Source organism: Mesorhizobium sp. WSM4820, from assembly GCF_055811075.1.
Window position 1 is genome coordinate 226,893 of the sequence record NZ_JBVVQN010000005.1, and the last position, 17,767, is coordinate 244,659.

Genomic DNA, 17,767 nt, shown 5'->3' on the forward strand with positions numbered 1-17,767 from the left:
GATTAGCTGGGCAGCATAGGGCAGTTAGCGCCGCGGCGCAGGCTGATATGCGCCACGTCGCCGACGCGGAATTGAAAACCTTCCGCCCGGCGTGGCGCATCGATCACCACCGGTATCCCCTGCCCCAATTCGGCGTGCAGGCGCAAGGTGCGGCCGTGAAAGACGATGCTGCTCACCCGCACCGGCGCGGTGCCGATCGCTGCTTCGGTCGCCGCCAAAAGATCCTCCGGACGCACTCCGATGGTTCGCACCGCGCCTTCTCCCGGCACTTCGCCGGTTTCCGATGTGGCTTCGAGCGGCAGGGCGCCGGCGCTGAAACGCAACCGATCGCCGTCACGGCCGACAAAGCGCGACTGCAGCAGGTTCATCGTGCCGATGAAACTGGCGACGAATTTTGTGGCGGGCCGGTCGTAGAGCGTGGCCGGCGGTGCGATCTGCTCGATGCGGCCCTTGTTCATGACGACGATACGGTCGGAGATCGACAGCGCCTCGGTCTGGTCGTGGGTGACCATGACGAAGGTGGTGCCGAGCCGCGACTGCAGCCGCTTCAATTCGACCTGCATCTGTTCGCGCAGATGCGCATCGAGCGCCGACAGCGGCTCGTCGAGCAGCAGCACACGTGGTTCGCAGACAATCGCACGGGCAAGCGCGACGCGCTGACGCTGGCCGCCCGACAATTCGGACACGCGGGCGCCGAGCTTCTCGGCAAGGCCAACCATGTCGAGCGCTTCGCCGACGCGCTTTGCCTGTTCTGCCCCGGAAAGCTTGCGCAGCGACAGGCCGAAGCCGACATTTTCGGCGACGTCCATGTGCGGAAACAGCGCATAGTCCTGGAACACGGTGTTGACGGGACGGTCGAACGGCCGCAGCGAAGTAACGTCACGGCCGTCGAGCAGCACCCGTCCGTTGGATGGGCTTTCAAATCCTGCGATCACCCGCAGGCTAGTGGTCTTGCCGCAGCCAGATGGGCCGAGCAAGGTCAGGAACTCGCCGCGGGCGATGTCGAGATCGACGGCGTCGAGACCGACGATGCCGCCGGGGAAAATCTTCGATACCGCATCCAGCCGGACGAGAGGATCAGGCGCCATCGCGGACCTCGGACGCTTTGGTCGTGTTGACCCAGAGGATCTGGCAGCGCTCGGTGCCCGGATTGCGGAAGGCATGCAGCAAGGTGCTTTTGAAGGCGAAGCTGTCGCCGGTCTTCAGCCCGTAGGTGGTTGAATCGATCACGAGTTCGACCTCGCCCGACAAGATGAAACCGAATTCGTGGCCGGGATGGGCGTAGGCTTCGACGGTGCCGCCACCGGCTTCTACCGTCACCAGCATGCCGGTGAGCGTAGCGGCCGGCGGCGACAGCAGCGCCTTGGCAATGCCTTCCGACTTCACCGGGATCTGGCGCCGACTGTTGGCGCGCACGCAATAGAGATCGCTGACGGCATTGTTGCCGTCAGCAATCAGCGCCGACGGCTCGATGTCGAGAGCGGCGGCGAGCGGCCAGATCACCTTGACGCGAAGCGAGGACAAGCCGCGCTCGATCTGGCTGAGCGCACCGATCGAAACGCCGGCCTTGGCGGCAAGCTCGGCCAGCGAAAGACTGCGTTCCAGCCTGAGCGCCCGCACGCGCCGGCCGACCCGCACATCGGCGTCGTCTTTCAGCTTTTCAGCCGCTTGGTCCAGTACATCCATCTGTTTCCCGACCTCGTTTTCGGTATCCTGGAGCGGCGCTTCGCGGTTCTCCCTTCTCCCCTTGTGGGAGAAGGTGGATCGGCGCGCGCCGAGACGGTTGAGGGGTGCTGGCCGGAGCGCGGTTGTGCCGAGCTGGACCACCCCTCATCCGACGGAGCTGAGCCTGTCCTCGGGCTTGCCGAAGGCAAGACCCGTGGGCTCGGCCACCTTCTCCCACAAGGGGAGAAGGAAGAGCGAACTCAGCCGCCTGCCTTGACCTTCTCGAACATCTTGGCGAGTTCGTCATTCTGTTTCATCGGCCCGGTGAAGACGGTAGTCTTCAGTATCACTTCCGGATCGGACGGCAGTTGCAGCTTTTCCAGTTCCTCCTTCGGCACCCCGGCGAAGGCCGAGCTGTTTGAGCTGCCGTAACCATAGGTCTGAATCAGGTATTTTCCCGAATCCGTCTCCAGCCGGCTGTTGATGAAATCATAGGCGAGGTCGACATTCTTGGCGTCCTTGAGCATGACGAAGCCGCACGACCAGGTCAGCATGCCTTCCCTAGGCTTCATGAACTCGACCGGCACGCCCTGCTTCTTCAGCGAGGTGGCCGACGCGTTCCAGGTCATGGCGGCGACCAACTGGCCGCTCGCCAGCGCCTGTTCCACCGAGGTCATGTCGGTGGTGTAGTTGGAGAGCAGCGGGCGCTGCTCGCGCAGTTTTTCAGCCACCTTTTCCATCTGTTCCGGCGTCATGTCGAACGGATTGACACCGGCGAGAAGCGCCGCCACCACCGGCGTGTCGTGGACGGCATCGATCGTCGCCATGCGCCCGGCATATTGCTTGTCCCACAAAAGATTCCAGCTTGGCTCCGGGTTCTTCACCAGATCGGTGCGGTAAAGGATCGAGGTGTTGCCCCAGTCCCACGGCACCATCCAGACTTTGCCGTCGCCGGCCTGCAGGTCGGGCAGGTTCTTGAAAACCGGAAAGATCGAATCCCAGTTCTTGATGCGCTTGGTGTCGATCGGCTGCAGCAGGCCTTCCTTGTTCCAGCGCGCCACCTTGTCGTAGCAGGGATGCGCGACGTCAGGACGGAAACCGGCCTTGACCTTGGTGAAGGCGTCATCGTCGTCGCCGAACATCGAGGCCTCGACGCCATCGGGGTGTGCGGCGAGGAAGCTCTTGTTGAAGTCGGGAAGTTCGTAGCCCGACCAGGTGAAATATTGCAGCTTGTCGGCCGCAAGCGCGACGGTAGACGAAAGCGCCAGCGCGAAGGCTGCCAATCCGGCTTGGACTGTCTTGCGATTTATCGATTTCAGGTCGAATGCCATTGCAGTTCTCCTCTTTCGGTTTCTTCTGGTTTGGACAGGTTGGCGGGCACTGGCCGCTGAGCGGCGGCGAGCCCGCGATGGCGCAGGATTTCGGCAATTGCCGCGATGACGAAGGACACGGCCAGGATGGCCGTGCCCAGTGCCATGACGGTCGGCAGCGATTTCGGGAAACGCAGCTGGCTCCAGATATAAAGCGGTAAGGTCGGTTCGGTGCCGGCGAGGAAGAAGGCGACGATGAACTCGTCGAATGAGGTCAGGAAGGCCAGCATGAACGCTGATACAATGGCGGGCAGGCTGAGCGGCAGCATGACCCGCCTGAATGTCGTCAAGTCGGAGGCGCCGAGATCGAGTGCCGCCTCGTGGATGGTCTTGGGGATAGCGGCGAAGCGGCTTTTCATGATCACCACCGTCGTCGGCAGCGCCACCAATATGTGGCCGAGCACGATGGCGGTGCGTGACGGCCCGAAGCCAATGAGGTTGACCAGGATCAGCAGCGAGATGCCGACGATGACGCCGGGGATCAGGATCGGCAGCCGCGCGATGGCGCTGATCGTAAAGGCAAGCGGCGAACGGCCGAAGAGATCCATGTAGGACACGGTGATGCCGCAGAGCGTGGCACCGGTGGCGGCAATTGCACCGATGACCAAGCTGTTGGCAAGCGCGCCGGACAGCGCCGAATTGCCGGACAGCGTCGTGTACCATTCAAACGTGAAGCCTTGCAGCGGAAACGCCGCCTGGATCGAATCGTTGAAGGAGAACAGCGGGATCAGCGAGATCGGCAAATAGAGGAATACCAGGTAGACAAGGACGTAGGCGCCGAGCCAACTCCCACCTTTCTTAGCGTCTTTCCGCGCGGCGCTCATGTCCGGCTGCCAAATCTGCGGTCGGCGGAACGCACGACCAGCACCACGGCAAGGATGACCAGCATGACGGCAACGGCGAGTGCTGCGCCGAACGGCCAGTCATTTGCCTTGCCGAACTGGGCCTGGATCAGCGAGCCGATCATGGTGCTGGCAGGGCCGCCGACCAGCGCGGGGGTGACATAATCGCCGACCGTCGGCACGAAGACGACGAGAGCCGCCGCCAGCACCCCCGGCATCGAATTCGGCAGCACGACGCGGCGAAAGCTGGTGAACGGTCTGGCGCCGAGATCGGAAGCAGCTTCGAGCAGCGATTTCGGGATCGTGTCCAGCGCCACATAGATAGGCAGGATGGCGAACGGCGCATAGGCGTGAGCCAGCGTGACGACGACGGCGGCCGGCGTGTTGAGAAACGCCAGTGTCGGTTCGGACCAGATGCCGCTTTCGATGAGCGCCGAATTCAGCACGCCATTGTAGGCAAGCACGATCTTCCAGGCGAAAACGCGCAAGAGATAGCTGGTCCAGAACGGCAGCGTCACCAGAAACAGCAGCAGCCCGCGCCGCCGTCCGGCATGGAAGGCCAGGTAGTAGGCGACGGGATAGGCGGTGACGACCGTCGCCAGCGTCACCAGGCCGGCAATGGCCAGCGAGCGCAGCGTTACCGTCCAGTACAGCGGGTCGGATGCCACGGTGATGAAATTCGCAAAAGTGAAGCCGTAGCCCAGCAGCGAACCGTCATTGCCGCGAAGGGCAAGGAAAACCACGAGGCCGAGGGCAAACAGGATCAGGAAGAAGGTGACCAGCCCGCCCGGCAGCAGCATGGCCAACCGGAAACCCGTCGAGGACCGGGACTCCGGCAGCGGCTGCCTTGCAACGATGGTCGACATCGGGGTTGCCCATCGAAATTTGAAATCACTTAAGAATTTTTCAGAATCGTGAAACTGTCAAGCTGATTCCTGCATCGGCATAAAATCAGCGCTCGAATGCATCCAGCATACGATACCAGGCGATCGTCGCGGCGACGCCGACCTGCCGAAAGACGTGGAATGGGATCGGCCGGATCGGCGAGACCGGGAACGGCAATTGCCTGGCGTCGCCGCTCGCCAGATAGCCAGCAATGCGCTCGCCAAGCGCGGTCATGAGGCCGACGCCACGGCCCTGGCAGCCGACCACGGCCATCAGGCCCTGCTGAGGCTCGTGGATATGCGGGAGGTGATCCGGCGTCATCGCCACCCCGCCAAACCAGCGCTTTTCGATGGCGACTCCGGATAGCGCCGGATACAGCCGGAGCAGCGCGCGCTCGAGATGCGCCCAATCACTTTCGCTGGTCGGCAGCGCCATTCGGCCGCGCCCGCCGAGCACCAGCCGCCCGTCGGCACTCTTGCGGTAATAAACGAGGATGCGACGTGAGTCCGATACTGCTTGCCGTTCCGGTAGAATCCCGGCCGCCAGATCGGGCGGCAGCGGTGCTGTCGCGATCTGGAAGGAGTGCAGCGGAACGATCGTCTCGGCGAGACCGGGAAGCAGGTCGCCGGTATAGGCGTTCGTCGCCAGAATGACCGCCTTCGCCTGCAATTCGGCGCCGCCCTCCGTCGAGATGCGCCAAATGCCGGCGTTGTAATCGAGGCGCATCACCTTCTGGTGTTCGGCGATCTTCACGCCCGCGGCCGAGGCGATCCGTGCGAGTTCCGACGTATAGGCAAGCGGATCAATCACGCCGGCCCGGCGGTCGAGCCAGCCACCGAGATAGCCCTGCGCGCCAGTCAACGCGGCGATCTCGGTCTGGCTCAGAAGCCGGACATCGGCGCCACGGTTCCGCCACTGCCGGTCCCTGTTCGCCGCCGCCTCCAGCGCCGTCTCGGTGTGCGCTGCCTGGATCCAGCCGTTGCGGACGAACGGCACCGCCAGTTTCTCGTCGCGGATCAATTCGAAGACGGCGTCCGCCGTTGAGGCGGCAAAATTGACGAGGATCTCACCGCGTTCGAGGCCAAAATGCTCCAGCAGCCATTCCGGATCATACTTCAGGCCGGGGATGACCTGACCGCCATTCAGACCCGATGCGCCTTGGCCGATTTCGCCGGCTTCCAGCACCTGCACGGCAAGGCCGAACCGGGCTGCATGCAAGGCTGTCGACAGACCGAGAATCCCGCCACCGACAATGACGACACCGGCACGCTGGCGGCCGGGAAAAAGCGACCGGAACGCAGGGGCCGCCGGCGGCTTCCGCCAGATCGGATCGGAAAACGGTAGGGGCAAGAGTCACCTGAATGTACTTCGTCAAATGAAAATCCTAGTGACGATTTCATGATTTTGAAAGAGCCTTTGATCTCGGCATCAGGGGGGATTGAAGAGGAAGGCGTCCGCCACTGCGAAATGCAGCGCAGGGGCTCGACCGCGAGGAACGGGATAGACCTTTGTCGGGAATTTGTTGAAAGTGCCGCCGCCGCGGCCAGGCTTTTGATGAACCATCGGTCCGCAGGGACGACGCAGAACAAGATAGCAGAGGACCGCAAGCCATGACGAACGCCACCCTCCTGCCCGACGAGGGCCTCTTCATCGGCCGCGCCCGGACGAGCGAAGCATCGCATCCGCTGGTGGTCACGGTACGCGGCGGCACGGTCTTCGACATCACCTCCAGCATGGCACCAACCGTGCGCGATGTCTGCGAGATGCCGGATCCAGCAGGCTACGTCCACGCCGCCGCGGGCGAACCGATCGGATCGCTCGATGCAATCGCCGCCAACAGTTTCCAGGCCGCGCGCGATCCGCAAAAACCATACCTGCTCTCTCCGGTCGACCTGCAGGCGATCAAGGCATCGGGCGTCACCTTCGTCGTCAGCCTGCTCGAACGGGTCATCGAGGAGCAGGCGCGCGGCTCGGCCGAGAAGGCAGACGCCATTCGCGCCGACATTGCCGGGCTGATCGGCCACGATCTGTCGAAGCTCAAGCCAGGCTCGCCGGAGGCGATGGAGATCAAGGCCAAGCTGATCCAGCGCGGCGCCTGGTCGCAATATCTGGAAGTGGGCATCGGCCCCGACGCCGAAATCTTCACCAAATGCCAGCCGATGGCGTCGGTCGGCTTCGGCGCCGATGTCGGCCTGCATCCGGTCTCCACCTGGAACAATCCGGAGCCGGAGATCGCCATGATCGCCGCCGGCAGCGGCAAAATCGTCGGTGCTACGCTCGGCAACGACGTCAATCTGCGCGACGTCGAGGGGCGCTCGGCGCTGTTGCTCGGCAAGGCCAAGGACAACAACGCCTCGGCCGCGCTCGGCCCGTTCATCCGGCTGTTCGACGATAACTTTACCATCGAGGAGGTGAAGCAGGCCACCGTGCGGCTGAAGGTCGAGGGCGAGGACGGTTTCTCGCTGGAGGGCGCCAGCTCGATGGCCGAGATCAGCCGCTCGCCGGAAGAGCTGGTCGCCGCCGCCATGGGTCCGCATCACCAATATCCGGACGGGCTGGCGCTCTATCTCGGCACCATGTTTGTGCCGTCGAAGGACCGCGGCGAAAAGGGCAAGGGCTTCACGCACAAGGTCGGCGACATCGTCACCATCTCATCGGAGAAATTCGGCGCCCTGATCAACCGGGTGCGGCTGTCGCCCGACTGTCCCCACTGGACCTACGGCGCCAGCCATCTCATGCGCGACCTTGCCAGGGCCGACCTGATCTAGCTTCCGTCCCGCCTGCGCCTCGTCTTCGGCGCCGCGTACCGCTTGCCGCAAAAGATATCAGCCAAACTGATGCGATCTGATGGGATGGCTGATGGCGCGTGGTCGTGCGCCAACTACCACTGGCAAATGGAGGCTTGCCATTGATCGAAAAAGCGGATGCTCTGATGCATCCAGATCGCCGCTGGCAAGAATACGGTCAGGCTTGCCGTGATCGTCGCCGGAGCTGGAGGACGTTTTCAAAATGGGAGGAAATCAAATGCTGACGAGGCTACGACTATTTGTATTCGGCTTGATCGTGGCGCTGGCGATTCCGGCGGCGGCACAGGCCAAGACCTTCTACTGGATTTCGCATGGCGGCCCGGCCGACCCGGTCTGGACCTACTTCCTCGCCGGCGCCAAGCAATGGGCGACGGACACCGGCAACACCGTCAACACCTCGTTCCACAATGGCGACGTGTCGTCCCAGCAGGAGGCTGTTCGCGCCGCCATCGCGGCAAAGGCCGACGGCATCACCACCACCAGCCCTGACCCGGGCAGCCTTATCGAGCTCGTCAAGGAGGCACGAGCGGCAAACATCCCGATCATCAACTTCAACACGCCCGATCCGAAGGCGGACTTCAACGCCTATGTCGGCGGCGACAACGTCACCTTCGGCAAGAACTGGGCTCAGTATCTGGTCGACAAGGGCCTGGTGAAGAAGGGCGATTTTGTCTGGATGCCGGTTGAAATCCCCGGCGCCACCTATGGCGTCCAGGAAGAAGAGGGCATCAAGAGCGTCTTCGAGCCGTTCGGCATCACCTATGAAATCACCGAAGCCACGCTCGACCAGGCCGAAGCAATCAACCGCATGGTCGACTATCTCACCGCCAACAGGGCCAAGGTCAAGGCGATCATCGGTCTTGGCGACCTGGTGACCGGCTCGATCAAGCGGGTGTTCGACCAGGCCGGCATCAAGCCGGGCGAAATCCCGGTCGTCGGCTGGGGCAACTCGCTCGACACCACCCAGGAGGTTCTGACCGGCTACGTCAATGCCGCGCAGTGGCAGGATCCGCAGGCGACCAGCTATGTGGCGCTTTCGATCGCCAACATGGCCGCCAGCGGCATTCCGCCCGGCTTCGACGTGATCACCGGCGCGCTGTACGAAAAGGACACCGCGCAGGTCTACGACGACATCCTGTCCGGCAAATAAAACCGCGATCGGGATGGTCGCGGCGGCGCTTGCCGCAGCGATCATCCCCATCATCCCGCTGAGCCTCGAACCGCCTCATGCGGCGCCGGGCTTGGCCAGTTCCAACCATGTCGCGGGTCCAACGTGGAAAACAGTTCCATCATCCAACGCTCGATCGCCAGGCCGGAATTCGGGCCCTTCGTGCTGCTTGTGGTCGAGCTCGCGGTGTTCTGGGGGTTCAACCACGACTTCCTGTCACCGCAGAACATCAGCAACATACTCGCCTTCACGGTCGAGCTCGGCCTGATCGCGCTGGCGATGACGCTGTTGATGACTTCAGGCGAATTCGACCTCTCCGTCGGTTCGCTGTTCGGTTTCTCGCCCGTCTTGATGTGGACGCTCTTCAACAGCGGCCTCACCTCGCTGGAGGCCGGCTTCGTGTTGGCCTTGCTGGTTGCCGCCTTCATCGGGCTGGTCAATGGCTGGTTCGTGACGCAACTCAAGATTCCATCCTTCCTGGTGACGCTCGGCATGCTGCTGGTGGTGCGCGGCACCGCTCTGTTCGTCACCAGCGGATTTCCGCAACGGACCTGGAGCGCCGAAGGCAGCTGGCTCGCCGAGGCGCTGGTCGGTGATTTCTTCATCGGGCCGTTCCGCATCTACATGTCGCTGTTCTGGTTCATCACAGCCGCGATCGCACTTGGCTACGTGCTGACGCAGAGCCGGACCGGCAACTGGATCCAGGCGGCCGGCGGCAACCCCAATGCGGCAAGGGCGCGCGGCGTCAATGTCAGCGGCGTCAAGATCGGCCTGTTCATCCTGTCGTCGATCATGGCTTCGCTTGCCGGCGTCATCAGCTCGCTGCGCACTTCGGCGGCCAACCCGAACAGCGGCACTGGCTACGAGCTCGAAGTCATCGCCATGGTGGTGATCGGCGGCACGGCGCTGACCGGCGGACGCGGCACCATCATCGGTACCGTGCTCGGCATCCTGATCCTGCGCGTGATGCGCAACGGCATCGTGCTGATCGGCGTGCCTGGGCTTGCCTACAACATCTTCATCGGCGCGATCATCCTCGGCATGATGGCGCTCCATTCATGGCTGGAACGCCGGCATCAGGCGGGGACTTGAACCATGGCTGAGCCGCTTGTCCGCATGGAAAACATCCGCAAGTCCTACGGGCGCGTGCAGGCGCTGGTGGACGCCAATTTCCATGTCAACGAAAGGGAGATCGTCGGTCTGCTCGGCGACAATGGCGCCGGCAAGTCGACGCTGATCAAGGTCTTGTCGGGTGCGGTCCCGCTGACCAGCGGCGACATCTTCATCCGCGGCAAGAAGGTGGACTTGCGCAGCACCAGCGACGCCATCGCCCACGGCATCGAGACGATCTACCAGGACTCCGCACTGGTCACGCAATTGTCGATCGCGCGCAACCTGTTCCTCGGGCGCGAGCCGATCAAGCCGCCGCGTTTCCTCAACCGTATGGACCAGGAGGCGATGAACGTGGTCGCCCGGAACCTGCTCAAGCAGGTCGGCATCTCGAAGGACATCCCGCCGACCACACCAATCGGCTCGCTCTCCGGCGGCGAGCGGCAGGCCGTGGCAATCGCGCGCGCCATGCATTTCGACAGCGACCTCATCATCCTCGACGAGCCGACCAACAATCTCGGCGTCGCCGAGACGCAAGGTGTGCTGAGCTTCGTGCGCAGCGCCCGCGATTCGGGCCATTCCTGCATCTTCATCGCCCACAACATCCATCATGTCTTCCAGGTGGTCGACCGCATCGTCGTCATGCGCCGCGGCAAGGTGGTTGCCGACGATATCGATCCGAAGAACACCAACGTCGCGGAAGTCGAACGGATCATCACCGGCATGTCCGACAAGGAGATCCGTGACGCCATCGTGCAGGGGAAGCAACCACAAGGCTGAGTGGCCAGTTGGAAGCCGGGTTGGCCGTATCTCTGGCACAGGATCACATCGGCTCCTATGACTGCGACTATGAAAGCCACCGTTGCGGACATCGCCAGAAGCTGCGGGCTGTCGACCGCGACGGTCGACCGGGTGCTGAACAACCGGCCGGGCGCCAGCGCCGCCAACCGGCAGCGGGTGATGGAGGCGGCCAAGCAGCTTGGCTATTTGCCGGTCGTGGATCAGGTCACGCTGCCCTCGCGGCCGGCGCATCTCGAGTTCTTCCTGCCGATAGGCTCCAATGCCTTCATGATGGATCTGGCAAATCATATCGAGGATTATGCGGCACGCCTGCCGCTTGTCGCCTCCTGTCGGATCCACAAACTCGCCGGGATCTCGCCGAACGCGTTGCAGGCGGCGGTCGAAAACCTCTCGCTTAGGGCGAACGGCGTCGGCGTCATCGCCATCGATCACCCGAGAACGCGCAACATCCTGCGCGAGATCGTCGAAGCCGGCATCCGCCTGGTCACGCTGGTGTCGGACGTTCCGGGCGCGCCGCGATCGGCCTATGTCGGCATCGACAACCGTGTCGCCGGGCGCACCGCAGCCCTTTTGATGGGACGTTTCCTGGGCGGCCGCACGGGCCATCTGGCAATGATCGTCGGCTCACGCTCCTATCGCGGGCATGAAGAACGCGAAATGGGCTTTCGCTCGGTGCTCAGCGAGGAGTTCCGCAATTTGACCGTGACCAGCGCCGTCGAGATCAACGACGAGCCTGATATCAGCTACACGGCGACGATGAAGGCGCTGCACAACGAGCCGGAACTGCTCGGCATCTATTGCGTCGGCGCCGGACGCTCTGGCGTGGCGAAAGCGCTGCTGGAAGCCAAGCCGCAAAGGAAGCCGGTGTTCATCTGTCACGACCTGACAAGAGCGACACGCAGCTATCTCGTCGACGATCTGCTCGATGTCGTCATCGACCAGAATGCACGGCTGATCGCCGAGCAATCAGTCATTCGCCTGCTCGGCTCGATCGCTTCCTCGGCGCCTTATCTGACGCGGAAATTCATCGAACCGCGCCTGATCTTCAAGGAGAACGTTCCGGTCCAGTGATGCCACGCAAGCGCCACGGTTGGTCGCCGCGATGGTTAATATTCGGTTGATACCGCGAATCTGCACATCTGCTATGCATCCTTTGCTATTGCCGAATCATTGGGCAATTGATAGTTTCGCAGGTGTCGGCCATCTACTCCTCCCAGATGCGATGCCGACGCTGAGTGCGGCGCACCTCCTCCCGCGTCGTATTCGAAATCGAGCCCGCTGCCACCTCCTCCCGGCAGCGGGCTTTTTTTGTTCTTGGGTGTCGGGCAAGGCGGCGGCAATCGCCAATGGCTGGTTCGGGCAGTGCCGCAGCCCCATCGGAATCCCGCCACACTTGTCACTCTCACCAATTCGCCATCGGGCCTAGCCTGCTCACAACCAGCAGCGACCGCCGCGCGCAAGAGCGCGGCGACAGACCGGCAACGGAGACGTGAGATGACAGCACATCCCAAGGCAAAAGAGCACTCGCGGCGCGGCTTGCAATGAACACGCCAGCGATCGTTTCGCCGCTTGCGAGACTATCTAGCCTTGAACGAGGTGATCAGGCCTTCCGCCATGCGGACAAACTGCGCGCTGGGGCCTTCGGCTCCGACGCTTTGCAGGCTAACACGGGCGCCTTCAAGCAGCAGCGACAATGTATCGGCGAGAAGCTCTGCCTGGCCGATGCCGGCATCCCGACACAGGCCGACGAGGCGGTCGCGCTGAGCCTGCTTGAGTTCCTTGATTACCCGACGGGCCGGATGGTCGGTCTCGCTCAACTCGATGGCGGCGTTGGCCATGTCGCAACCGCGGCCGTCCATCATCAGGCAATCGGCTGCCATCCGAACCCAGGCATGCAGTTGCGCAAGCTTGTCGCCCGGATGCTCCGCCTCGAACTTTTGCCACATCGCGTTGGCGCTGCATGCGGTCGCCCGCAGGCACTCGATGACCAGATCGTCCTTGGACTCGAAATGACGGTAGAGCGTCATCTTGTTGGTACCGGCGGCCTCAGTGATCGCGTCGACGCCAACGCCCTTGATGCCATGCTTGTGGAACATATCCCGTGCCGTCTCCAGGATGCGATCCCGGGGGCGGATGCGTTCCGCAGTGCCGTCTTCCATCAAAACCTCCTTGGTTTCCGGGATTTCCGAAAAATCCCTCGGCACACCTCTTGACTAGGGTGTTACCGGTCTGTAACTTCTAGATGTTACTTACTGGTAACACCCCCATTGCCTCGTGTCAATCTCGCAGGCGCCTGTGAACAGCCTCCGCCAAATCGGCCCAGGCATGAAACTGCGCCCCAGGCGACTTTGGCCGCGAAAAGGAAGACCACCCGATCTGCGGCGGCGTACGCCACAGATCGCCAAAGCCAGGAGCCGCTACGATGTCGCAGCGCAAAGATTTGACGATCGACGAAGTTGTGAAGGATCCGATGATCCGGATGCTGATGCAGGCCGACCGTGTCGACCCGCGCTCTTTCGAGACGATGCTGCGTACCCTTGCGGATGCGCAAGGCCGCAGCCGCAAGGCGCCGCCTCGTTTCCTGGAGGATTCCGGGCAAAGCCGCAGCCGGCGGCTGTCCAGGGTAGCCAAGGCCTTTGGCCAAGCAAGAGCATCGGGTGAGGCGTGCGTGTCATGGTAAATTTCTTCATCCACCGTCCGATCTTCGCATCGTCGATCGCCATCATCATGGTGCTCGCCGGGACGATCTGCTATTTCCTGCTGCCTGTCTCGCAGTTTCCCGACATCACGCCGCCCCAGGTGGTGGTCAGCGCCAACTACCCGGGCGCCAGTGCGCAAGTCGTGGCCGACACCGTCACGACGCCGCTCGAACAGCAGATCAACGGCGTTCAAGGCATGACCTACATGTCGTCGTCGAGTTCCAATGACGGCTCCTCGACGATCACCGTCACCTTCGAGGTCGGCTATCCCCTGAGCACCGCCGCCGTCGATGTCCAGAACCGCGTCTCACAGGCGGCGTCCTCGCTGCCGGCCATCGTCAACCAGGGCGGCGTGACGATCAAAAAGCAGAATCCGAACTTCGTCCTGATCGTCAACCTCACCTCGCCCGACGGCTCTGTCGATCCGGTCGCGCTCAGCAACCTCGCCTACCTGCAAGTGGTCGACCCGCTGAAGCGCCTGCCCGGCGTCGGCGACGTGCAGATCTTCGGCGAGCGGCGCTATTCGATGCGCGTATGGCTCGATCCCGACAAGCTCGCCAATCTCGGCATCACCGCCGTCGATGTCCAAAACGCCATCGCCGAGCAGAATGTCCAGGTTGCGGCCGGCAAGATCGGGCAGTCGCCGGCGCCGGCCGGCACCGCTTTCGAAATGCAGGTCAATGCCGTCGGCCGACTGAGCGACCCCAAGGAATTTGGCGATATCATCGTGCGCGCCGATGCCGGGAACGGTTCGCTGGTGCGGTTGCGCGACGTCGCGCGCATCGAACTCGGCGCCCTGCAATATTCGTCGTCGGCGTTCTTCGGCGAGGACCCGACCGTGGTGCTCGCGGTCTACCAGATGCCGGGCTCGAACGCCCTCGATCTGCAGCAGCGCGTCAAAGACAAGATGCAGGAACTGTCGGCCCGCTTCCCGAAGGGCGTCAGCTACGCCATGCATTACGATACGACACGTTTCGTTTCGGCATCGATGCACGACGTGCTGGTCACGCTCGGCGAGGCGCTGGTCCTGGTTGTCGCGGTGGTGTTCATCTTCCTGCAGAGCTGGCGCACCACGATCATCCCGACGATCGCGATTCCCGTGTCGCTGGTGGCCACCCTCGTCGTCATGTACATGTTCGGCTTCTCGCTGAACATGCTCAGCCTGCTCGGCATGGTGCTGGCGATCGGCCTCGTCGTCGATGACGCGATCGTCGTCGTCGAGAATGTCGAACGCCAGCTGGAGGCCGGCCTCAAACCGCTGGCTGCGACGCGCGCGGCGATGGCCGAGGTCACCGGCCCGATCATCGCCACAACCGCCGTGCTGATGGCCGTGTTCGTGCCTGTCGCCTTCATACCCGGCGTTTCCGGCCGGCTCTACAACCAGTTTGCCCTGACGGTGGCGATCTCCTTCGGCATCTCCGCCTTCGTCTCGTTGACGCTCACCCCGGCGCTCAGCGCCGCTTTCCTGCGCCACCGCCCGGCAACGCAATTCGTGCTGTTCCGCTGGTTCAACACGGGCTTCGATCGGCTGTCGCATGCCTATGCCAATGGTGTGCGCTTCCTCATCCGCCTGCGCTGGATCATGCTCGGCATATTCGCGGCTGGGCTTGTCGCGACCTATTTCGTCTGGCAGCGCCTGCCCTCGACCTTCCTTCCGGTCGAGGACCAGGGCTATTTCTTCGTGGTCATCCAGTTGCCGGACGGCGCGTCCCTGGAGCGCACCGACGCGGTGGCCCGCAAAGCGCGCGACATCCTGCAGAACACGCCTGGTGTCGATATCGTCGGCTCGATCAGCGGCTTGAACTTCCTCACCAGTGCCGCCCAGTCGAACTCGGCGGTGGAATTCGCCATCCTGAAGCCATGGGACGAACGCGGCCCTGACCAGAGCGCCTCGAAGCTCGTCGCCGACGTGCGCTCGAAGCTCATGGAACTTCCGGAAGCGTTCGCGCTGAGCTTCGATCCGCCTTCGATTCCAGGCATCGGCACGACCGGCGGCTTCGAATTCCAGGTGGAGGACCTGACCGGTCGCGGCAGCGCTGCGCTCAACGACGCGACGCAGGCCGTGCTCGCCGAAGCGCGCAAGCAGCCCGAACTCAACCCGCAGCAATTGTTCTCGTCGTTCTCGACCTCGACGCCGCAGTTCAACTACGACCTCGATCGCAACAAGGCGAAGCTGCTCGGCCTCAGCCTGCCCGACGTGTTCAACACACTGCAGATCTATCTCGGCTCGCTCTATGTGAACGACTTCAACCTGTTCGGCCGCACCTTCCGGGTGACGATCCAGGCCGACAAGGATGCGCGTGCGGGTGCCGCCGACATTTCGCGGCTCTATGTCCGCAATGCCTCCGGCGGCATGGTGCCGTTGAGCACGCTCGGCAAGTTGGTGCCTATCGTCGGCCCGGAAACCGTCCCGCACTACAACAACAATGCGTCGGCCCTGATCAATGGCGGTGCCGCACCCGGCTTCTCCTCGGGCCAGGCGGTCGCTGCGATGGAGCGTGCCGCCGCCACGGCGCTGCCGAAGGATTTCGGCTATGAATGGACGGGCATCACCTATCAGGAGCTCAAGGCCGGATCGATCGCCTCGATCGTCTTTGGTCTCGCCATGGTCTTCGTCTTCCTGATCCTTGCCGCCCAATATGAGAGCTGGGCCATGCCCTTCATGGTCCTGCTCGCAGTGCCGCTTGCCCTGTTCGGCGCCTTTGTCGCCTTACTTATGCGCGGCATGCAGATCGACGTCTATTCGCAGATCGGTTTCGTCATGCTGATCGGGCTGGCGGCGAAGAACGCCATTCTGATCGTGGAGTTTGCCCGGCGCCGGCGCGAGGAAGGTCTCAGCATCGTCGACGCCGCAATGGAAGCGGCGCGCCTGCGGCTGCGGCCCATCCTGATGACCGCCTTCGCGTTCATCCTCGGTGTGCTGCCGCTGATGTTCTCGACAGGTGCCGGTGCAGCCAGCCGCCAGTCGATCGGCACCACCGTCTTTGGCGGCATGGTCGCAGCGACGATCCTGTCGCTGGTGTTCGTGCCGGTCTTCTACGCGGTGATCGAGCAGCTGCGCGAGCGCGGCAGCAAGAGCGAGCCTGTCGCCGAACCGACTGAACCAACTGCCGAACCCGCTTTCGAGCGATTGGCCGAAGCGGCCGAATAGAATTGGAGAATGATCATGCGTAAATGGAAAATTGCGTTGGGAGCGGCTGTTGCCGTGGGGGCGGTCTCGATGGCCAGCGTCCACTTGCTCGACATGGGAAATTTCGGCCTCAACGCCGGCACGGCAGGGGCGGCAACGCCTGAGTCCGCGGCGCCCGAGCCCGCGGCTTTTGTCATGCCGGTGCCAGTGGTGAGCGTCGTCAAGAAGACGATCCCGATCTATCTCGACTATGCCGCTCGCACCGAGCCGATCCGCAGCATCACGCTGCAGGCGCGCGTGCCGGGGTATCTGCAGGAGCAGGTCGCGCCCGACGGCAGCGATGTCAAGAAGGGCGACCTTCTCTACAAGATCGCTCCAGAGGATTTCCAGGCTGCCCTTGAACAGGCGAAGGCTCAGGTCCAGCGCGACGAGGCAACGCTCGACTATGCACGATCCAACCTTGGTCGCGGCACCGAGCTGGCCAAGAGCGGATACATCGCCAAGGATGCGTTCGACCAGCGCACCAGCAGCTTGCGCGAGGCCCAGGCATCACTCGCCGTCAACCAGGCGGCTGTGCGGACCGCCGAGCTCAATCTGAGCTATTCGGAAATCAAGGCGCCGTTCGCCGGGCGCGTCGGCCGCAACCAGGCCTCGGTCGGAACGCTGGTCAGCGTCGCCGGCACAGTGCTCAACACGCTGGTGCAGCTCGACCCGATCTATGTCACCTTCAATCCGAGCGAAACGGATCTGGCACAGATCGAGGAAGCCCGCGCGACGGGACCCATCGATGTCGACGTCCTGCTTCCCGGCGATACGGAACCGCGCCAGAGAGGTCAGCTCACCTTCATCGACAACACGGTCGATCGCTCGACCGGCACCATCACCGCACGCGCGACGATCGGCAATGCCAAGTTCACGCTGCTGCCGGGCCAATATGTTCGTGTCAGGCTGCATATCAAGCAGCAGCCAGATGCACTGATGGTGCCGCAGACGGCATTGGGATCGAGCCAACTCGGTAAGTATCTCTACGTCGTCGGCAAGGACAATACTGTCGACCAGCGCATTGTTTCGCTGGGGCCGACCAACGGCGACCTGGTGGCGATCTCGAGCGGCGTAGCGGAAGGCGACCAGGTGATAACAGGCAATCTGCAGAAGATCGGCCCGGGAATGCCTGTCTCGCCGCTGCCACAGAAACCTGCCACCTGATACCCCCCATCAGGCCCGGTCCAGCGGCGCCCCCGGCTATGCCGAGGGCGCCGTTTTGCTGAGCAGTTCGACAAGGCCGGCGAC

At 63.0% G+C, this 17,767-nt stretch carries 15 protein-coding genes; 8 read left to right on the forward strand and 7 right to left on the reverse strand.

The genetic code is table 11. The features are described 5' to 3' along the window. Nucleotides 1–2: 2 nt before the first annotated feature. The 6 genes from AC0L2R_RS10980 to AC0L2R_RS11005 form a co-directional block, all read right to left on the reverse strand. Nucleotides 3–1,088: an ABC transporter ATP-binding protein gene (locus AC0L2R_RS10980; RefSeq protein WP_473508803.1), complete on the reverse strand. Its 1,086-nt coding sequence runs from the start codon at nucleotides 1,086–1,088 to the stop codon at nucleotides 3–5. Then, entirely contained in the window at nucleotides 1,078–1,686 is a 609-nt protein-coding gene (locus AC0L2R_RS10985; RefSeq protein WP_473508804.1) for a cupin domain-containing protein, read from the reverse strand. The genes AC0L2R_RS10980 and AC0L2R_RS10985 overlap by 11 nt, the downstream gene beginning before the upstream one ends. Before the next feature lie 239 nt (nucleotides 1,687–1,925). After that, nucleotides 1,926–2,996 (reverse strand): ABC transporter substrate-binding protein, encoded by a 1,071-nt coding sequence (locus AC0L2R_RS10990; protein WP_473508805.1) that lies wholly within the window; start codon nucleotides 2,994–2,996, stop codon nucleotides 1,926–1,928. Continuing rightward, a complete protein-coding gene (locus AC0L2R_RS10995) occupies nucleotides 2,981–3,859 on the reverse strand; it encodes an ABC transporter permease (RefSeq protein WP_473508806.1) in 879 nt (292 codons plus the stop codon). Before AC0L2R_RS10995 ends, AC0L2R_RS10990 begins: the two co-directional genes overlap by 16 nt. Further along, nucleotides 3,856–4,743, reverse strand: a complete 888-nt coding sequence (locus AC0L2R_RS11000) for an ABC transporter permease (protein ID WP_473508807.1) — start codon at nucleotides 4,741–4,743, stop codon at nucleotides 3,856–3,858. Before AC0L2R_RS11000 ends, AC0L2R_RS10995 begins: the two co-directional genes overlap by 4 nt. 85 nt (nucleotides 4,744–4,828) lie before the next feature. Continuing rightward, nucleotides 4,829–6,112, reverse strand: coding sequence for an NAD(P)/FAD-dependent oxidoreductase (locus tag AC0L2R_RS11005; RefSeq protein ID WP_473508808.1), 1,284 nt, complete (start codon nucleotides 6,110–6,112; stop codon nucleotides 4,829–4,831). Between the two features lie 260 nt (nucleotides 6,113–6,372). On the opposite strand from AC0L2R_RS11005, the gene AC0L2R_RS11010 reads away from it, so the two are divergent. From AC0L2R_RS11010 to AC0L2R_RS11030, 5 genes are all read left to right on the forward strand, one after another. After that, a complete protein-coding gene (locus tag AC0L2R_RS11010; protein WP_473508809.1) occupies nucleotides 6,373–7,530 on the forward strand; it encodes a fumarylacetoacetate hydrolase family protein in 1,158 nt (385 codons plus the stop codon). Between the two features lie 256 nt (nucleotides 7,531–7,786). After that, nucleotides 7,787–8,719, forward strand: a complete 933-nt coding sequence (locus AC0L2R_RS11015; RefSeq protein ID WP_473508810.1) for a substrate-binding domain-containing protein — start codon at nucleotides 7,787–7,789, stop codon at nucleotides 8,717–8,719. A gap of 123 nt (nucleotides 8,720–8,842) precedes the next feature. Further along, nucleotides 8,843–9,829 carry an ABC transporter permease gene (locus tag AC0L2R_RS11020; protein WP_473508811.1) on the forward strand — a complete coding sequence of 329 codons (987 nt, stop codon included), beginning with the start codon at nucleotides 8,843–8,845 and terminating at the stop codon, nucleotides 9,827–9,829. Between the two features lie 3 nt (nucleotides 9,830–9,832). After that, nucleotides 9,833–10,627: an ATP-binding cassette domain-containing protein gene (locus AC0L2R_RS11025; RefSeq protein WP_287049588.1), complete on the forward strand. Its 795-nt coding sequence runs from the start codon at nucleotides 9,833–9,835 to the stop codon at nucleotides 10,625–10,627. 69 nt (nucleotides 10,628–10,696) lie between these two features. Continuing rightward, the gene (locus AC0L2R_RS11030; protein WP_473508812.1) at nucleotides 10,697–11,719 is read left to right on the forward strand and encodes a LacI family DNA-binding transcriptional regulator; all 1,023 of its coding nucleotides are present in this window, start codon (nucleotides 10,697–10,699) and stop codon (nucleotides 11,717–11,719) included. Nucleotides 11,720–12,225: 506 nt separating this feature from the next. On the opposite strand, the gene AC0L2R_RS11035 is transcribed toward AC0L2R_RS11030, so the two are convergent. After that, the gene (locus AC0L2R_RS11035; RefSeq protein ID WP_091596146.1) at nucleotides 12,226–12,807 is read right to left on the reverse strand and encodes a TetR/AcrR family transcriptional regulator; all 582 of its coding nucleotides are present in this window, start codon (nucleotides 12,805–12,807) and stop codon (nucleotides 12,226–12,228) included. Nucleotides 12,808–13,070: 263 nt separating this feature from the next. Here AC0L2R_RS11035 and AC0L2R_RS11040 point away from each other — a divergent pair, with 263 nt between their 5' ends. Genes AC0L2R_RS11040 through AC0L2R_RS11050 form a run of 3 tightly spaced genes read left to right on the forward strand, consistent with a single transcriptional unit; the run spans nucleotide 13,071 to nucleotide 17,683 of the window. Then, nucleotides 13,071–13,328 (forward strand): hypothetical protein, encoded by a 258-nt coding sequence (locus AC0L2R_RS11040; RefSeq protein ID WP_473508813.1) that lies wholly within the window; start codon nucleotides 13,071–13,073, stop codon nucleotides 13,326–13,328. Then, complete coding sequence (locus AC0L2R_RS11045) at nucleotides 13,322–16,498, forward strand: efflux RND transporter permease subunit (protein ID WP_473508814.1); 3,177 nt, start codon at nucleotides 13,322–13,324, stop codon at nucleotides 16,496–16,498. Before AC0L2R_RS11040 ends, AC0L2R_RS11045 begins: the two co-directional genes overlap by 7 nt. A 15-nt stretch (nucleotides 16,499–16,513) precedes the next feature. Then, nucleotides 16,514–17,683: an efflux RND transporter periplasmic adaptor subunit gene (locus tag AC0L2R_RS11050; RefSeq protein ID WP_473508815.1), complete on the forward strand. Its 1,170-nt coding sequence runs from the start codon at nucleotides 16,514–16,516 to the stop codon at nucleotides 17,681–17,683. Nucleotides 17,684–17,767: the final 84 nt, after the last annotated feature.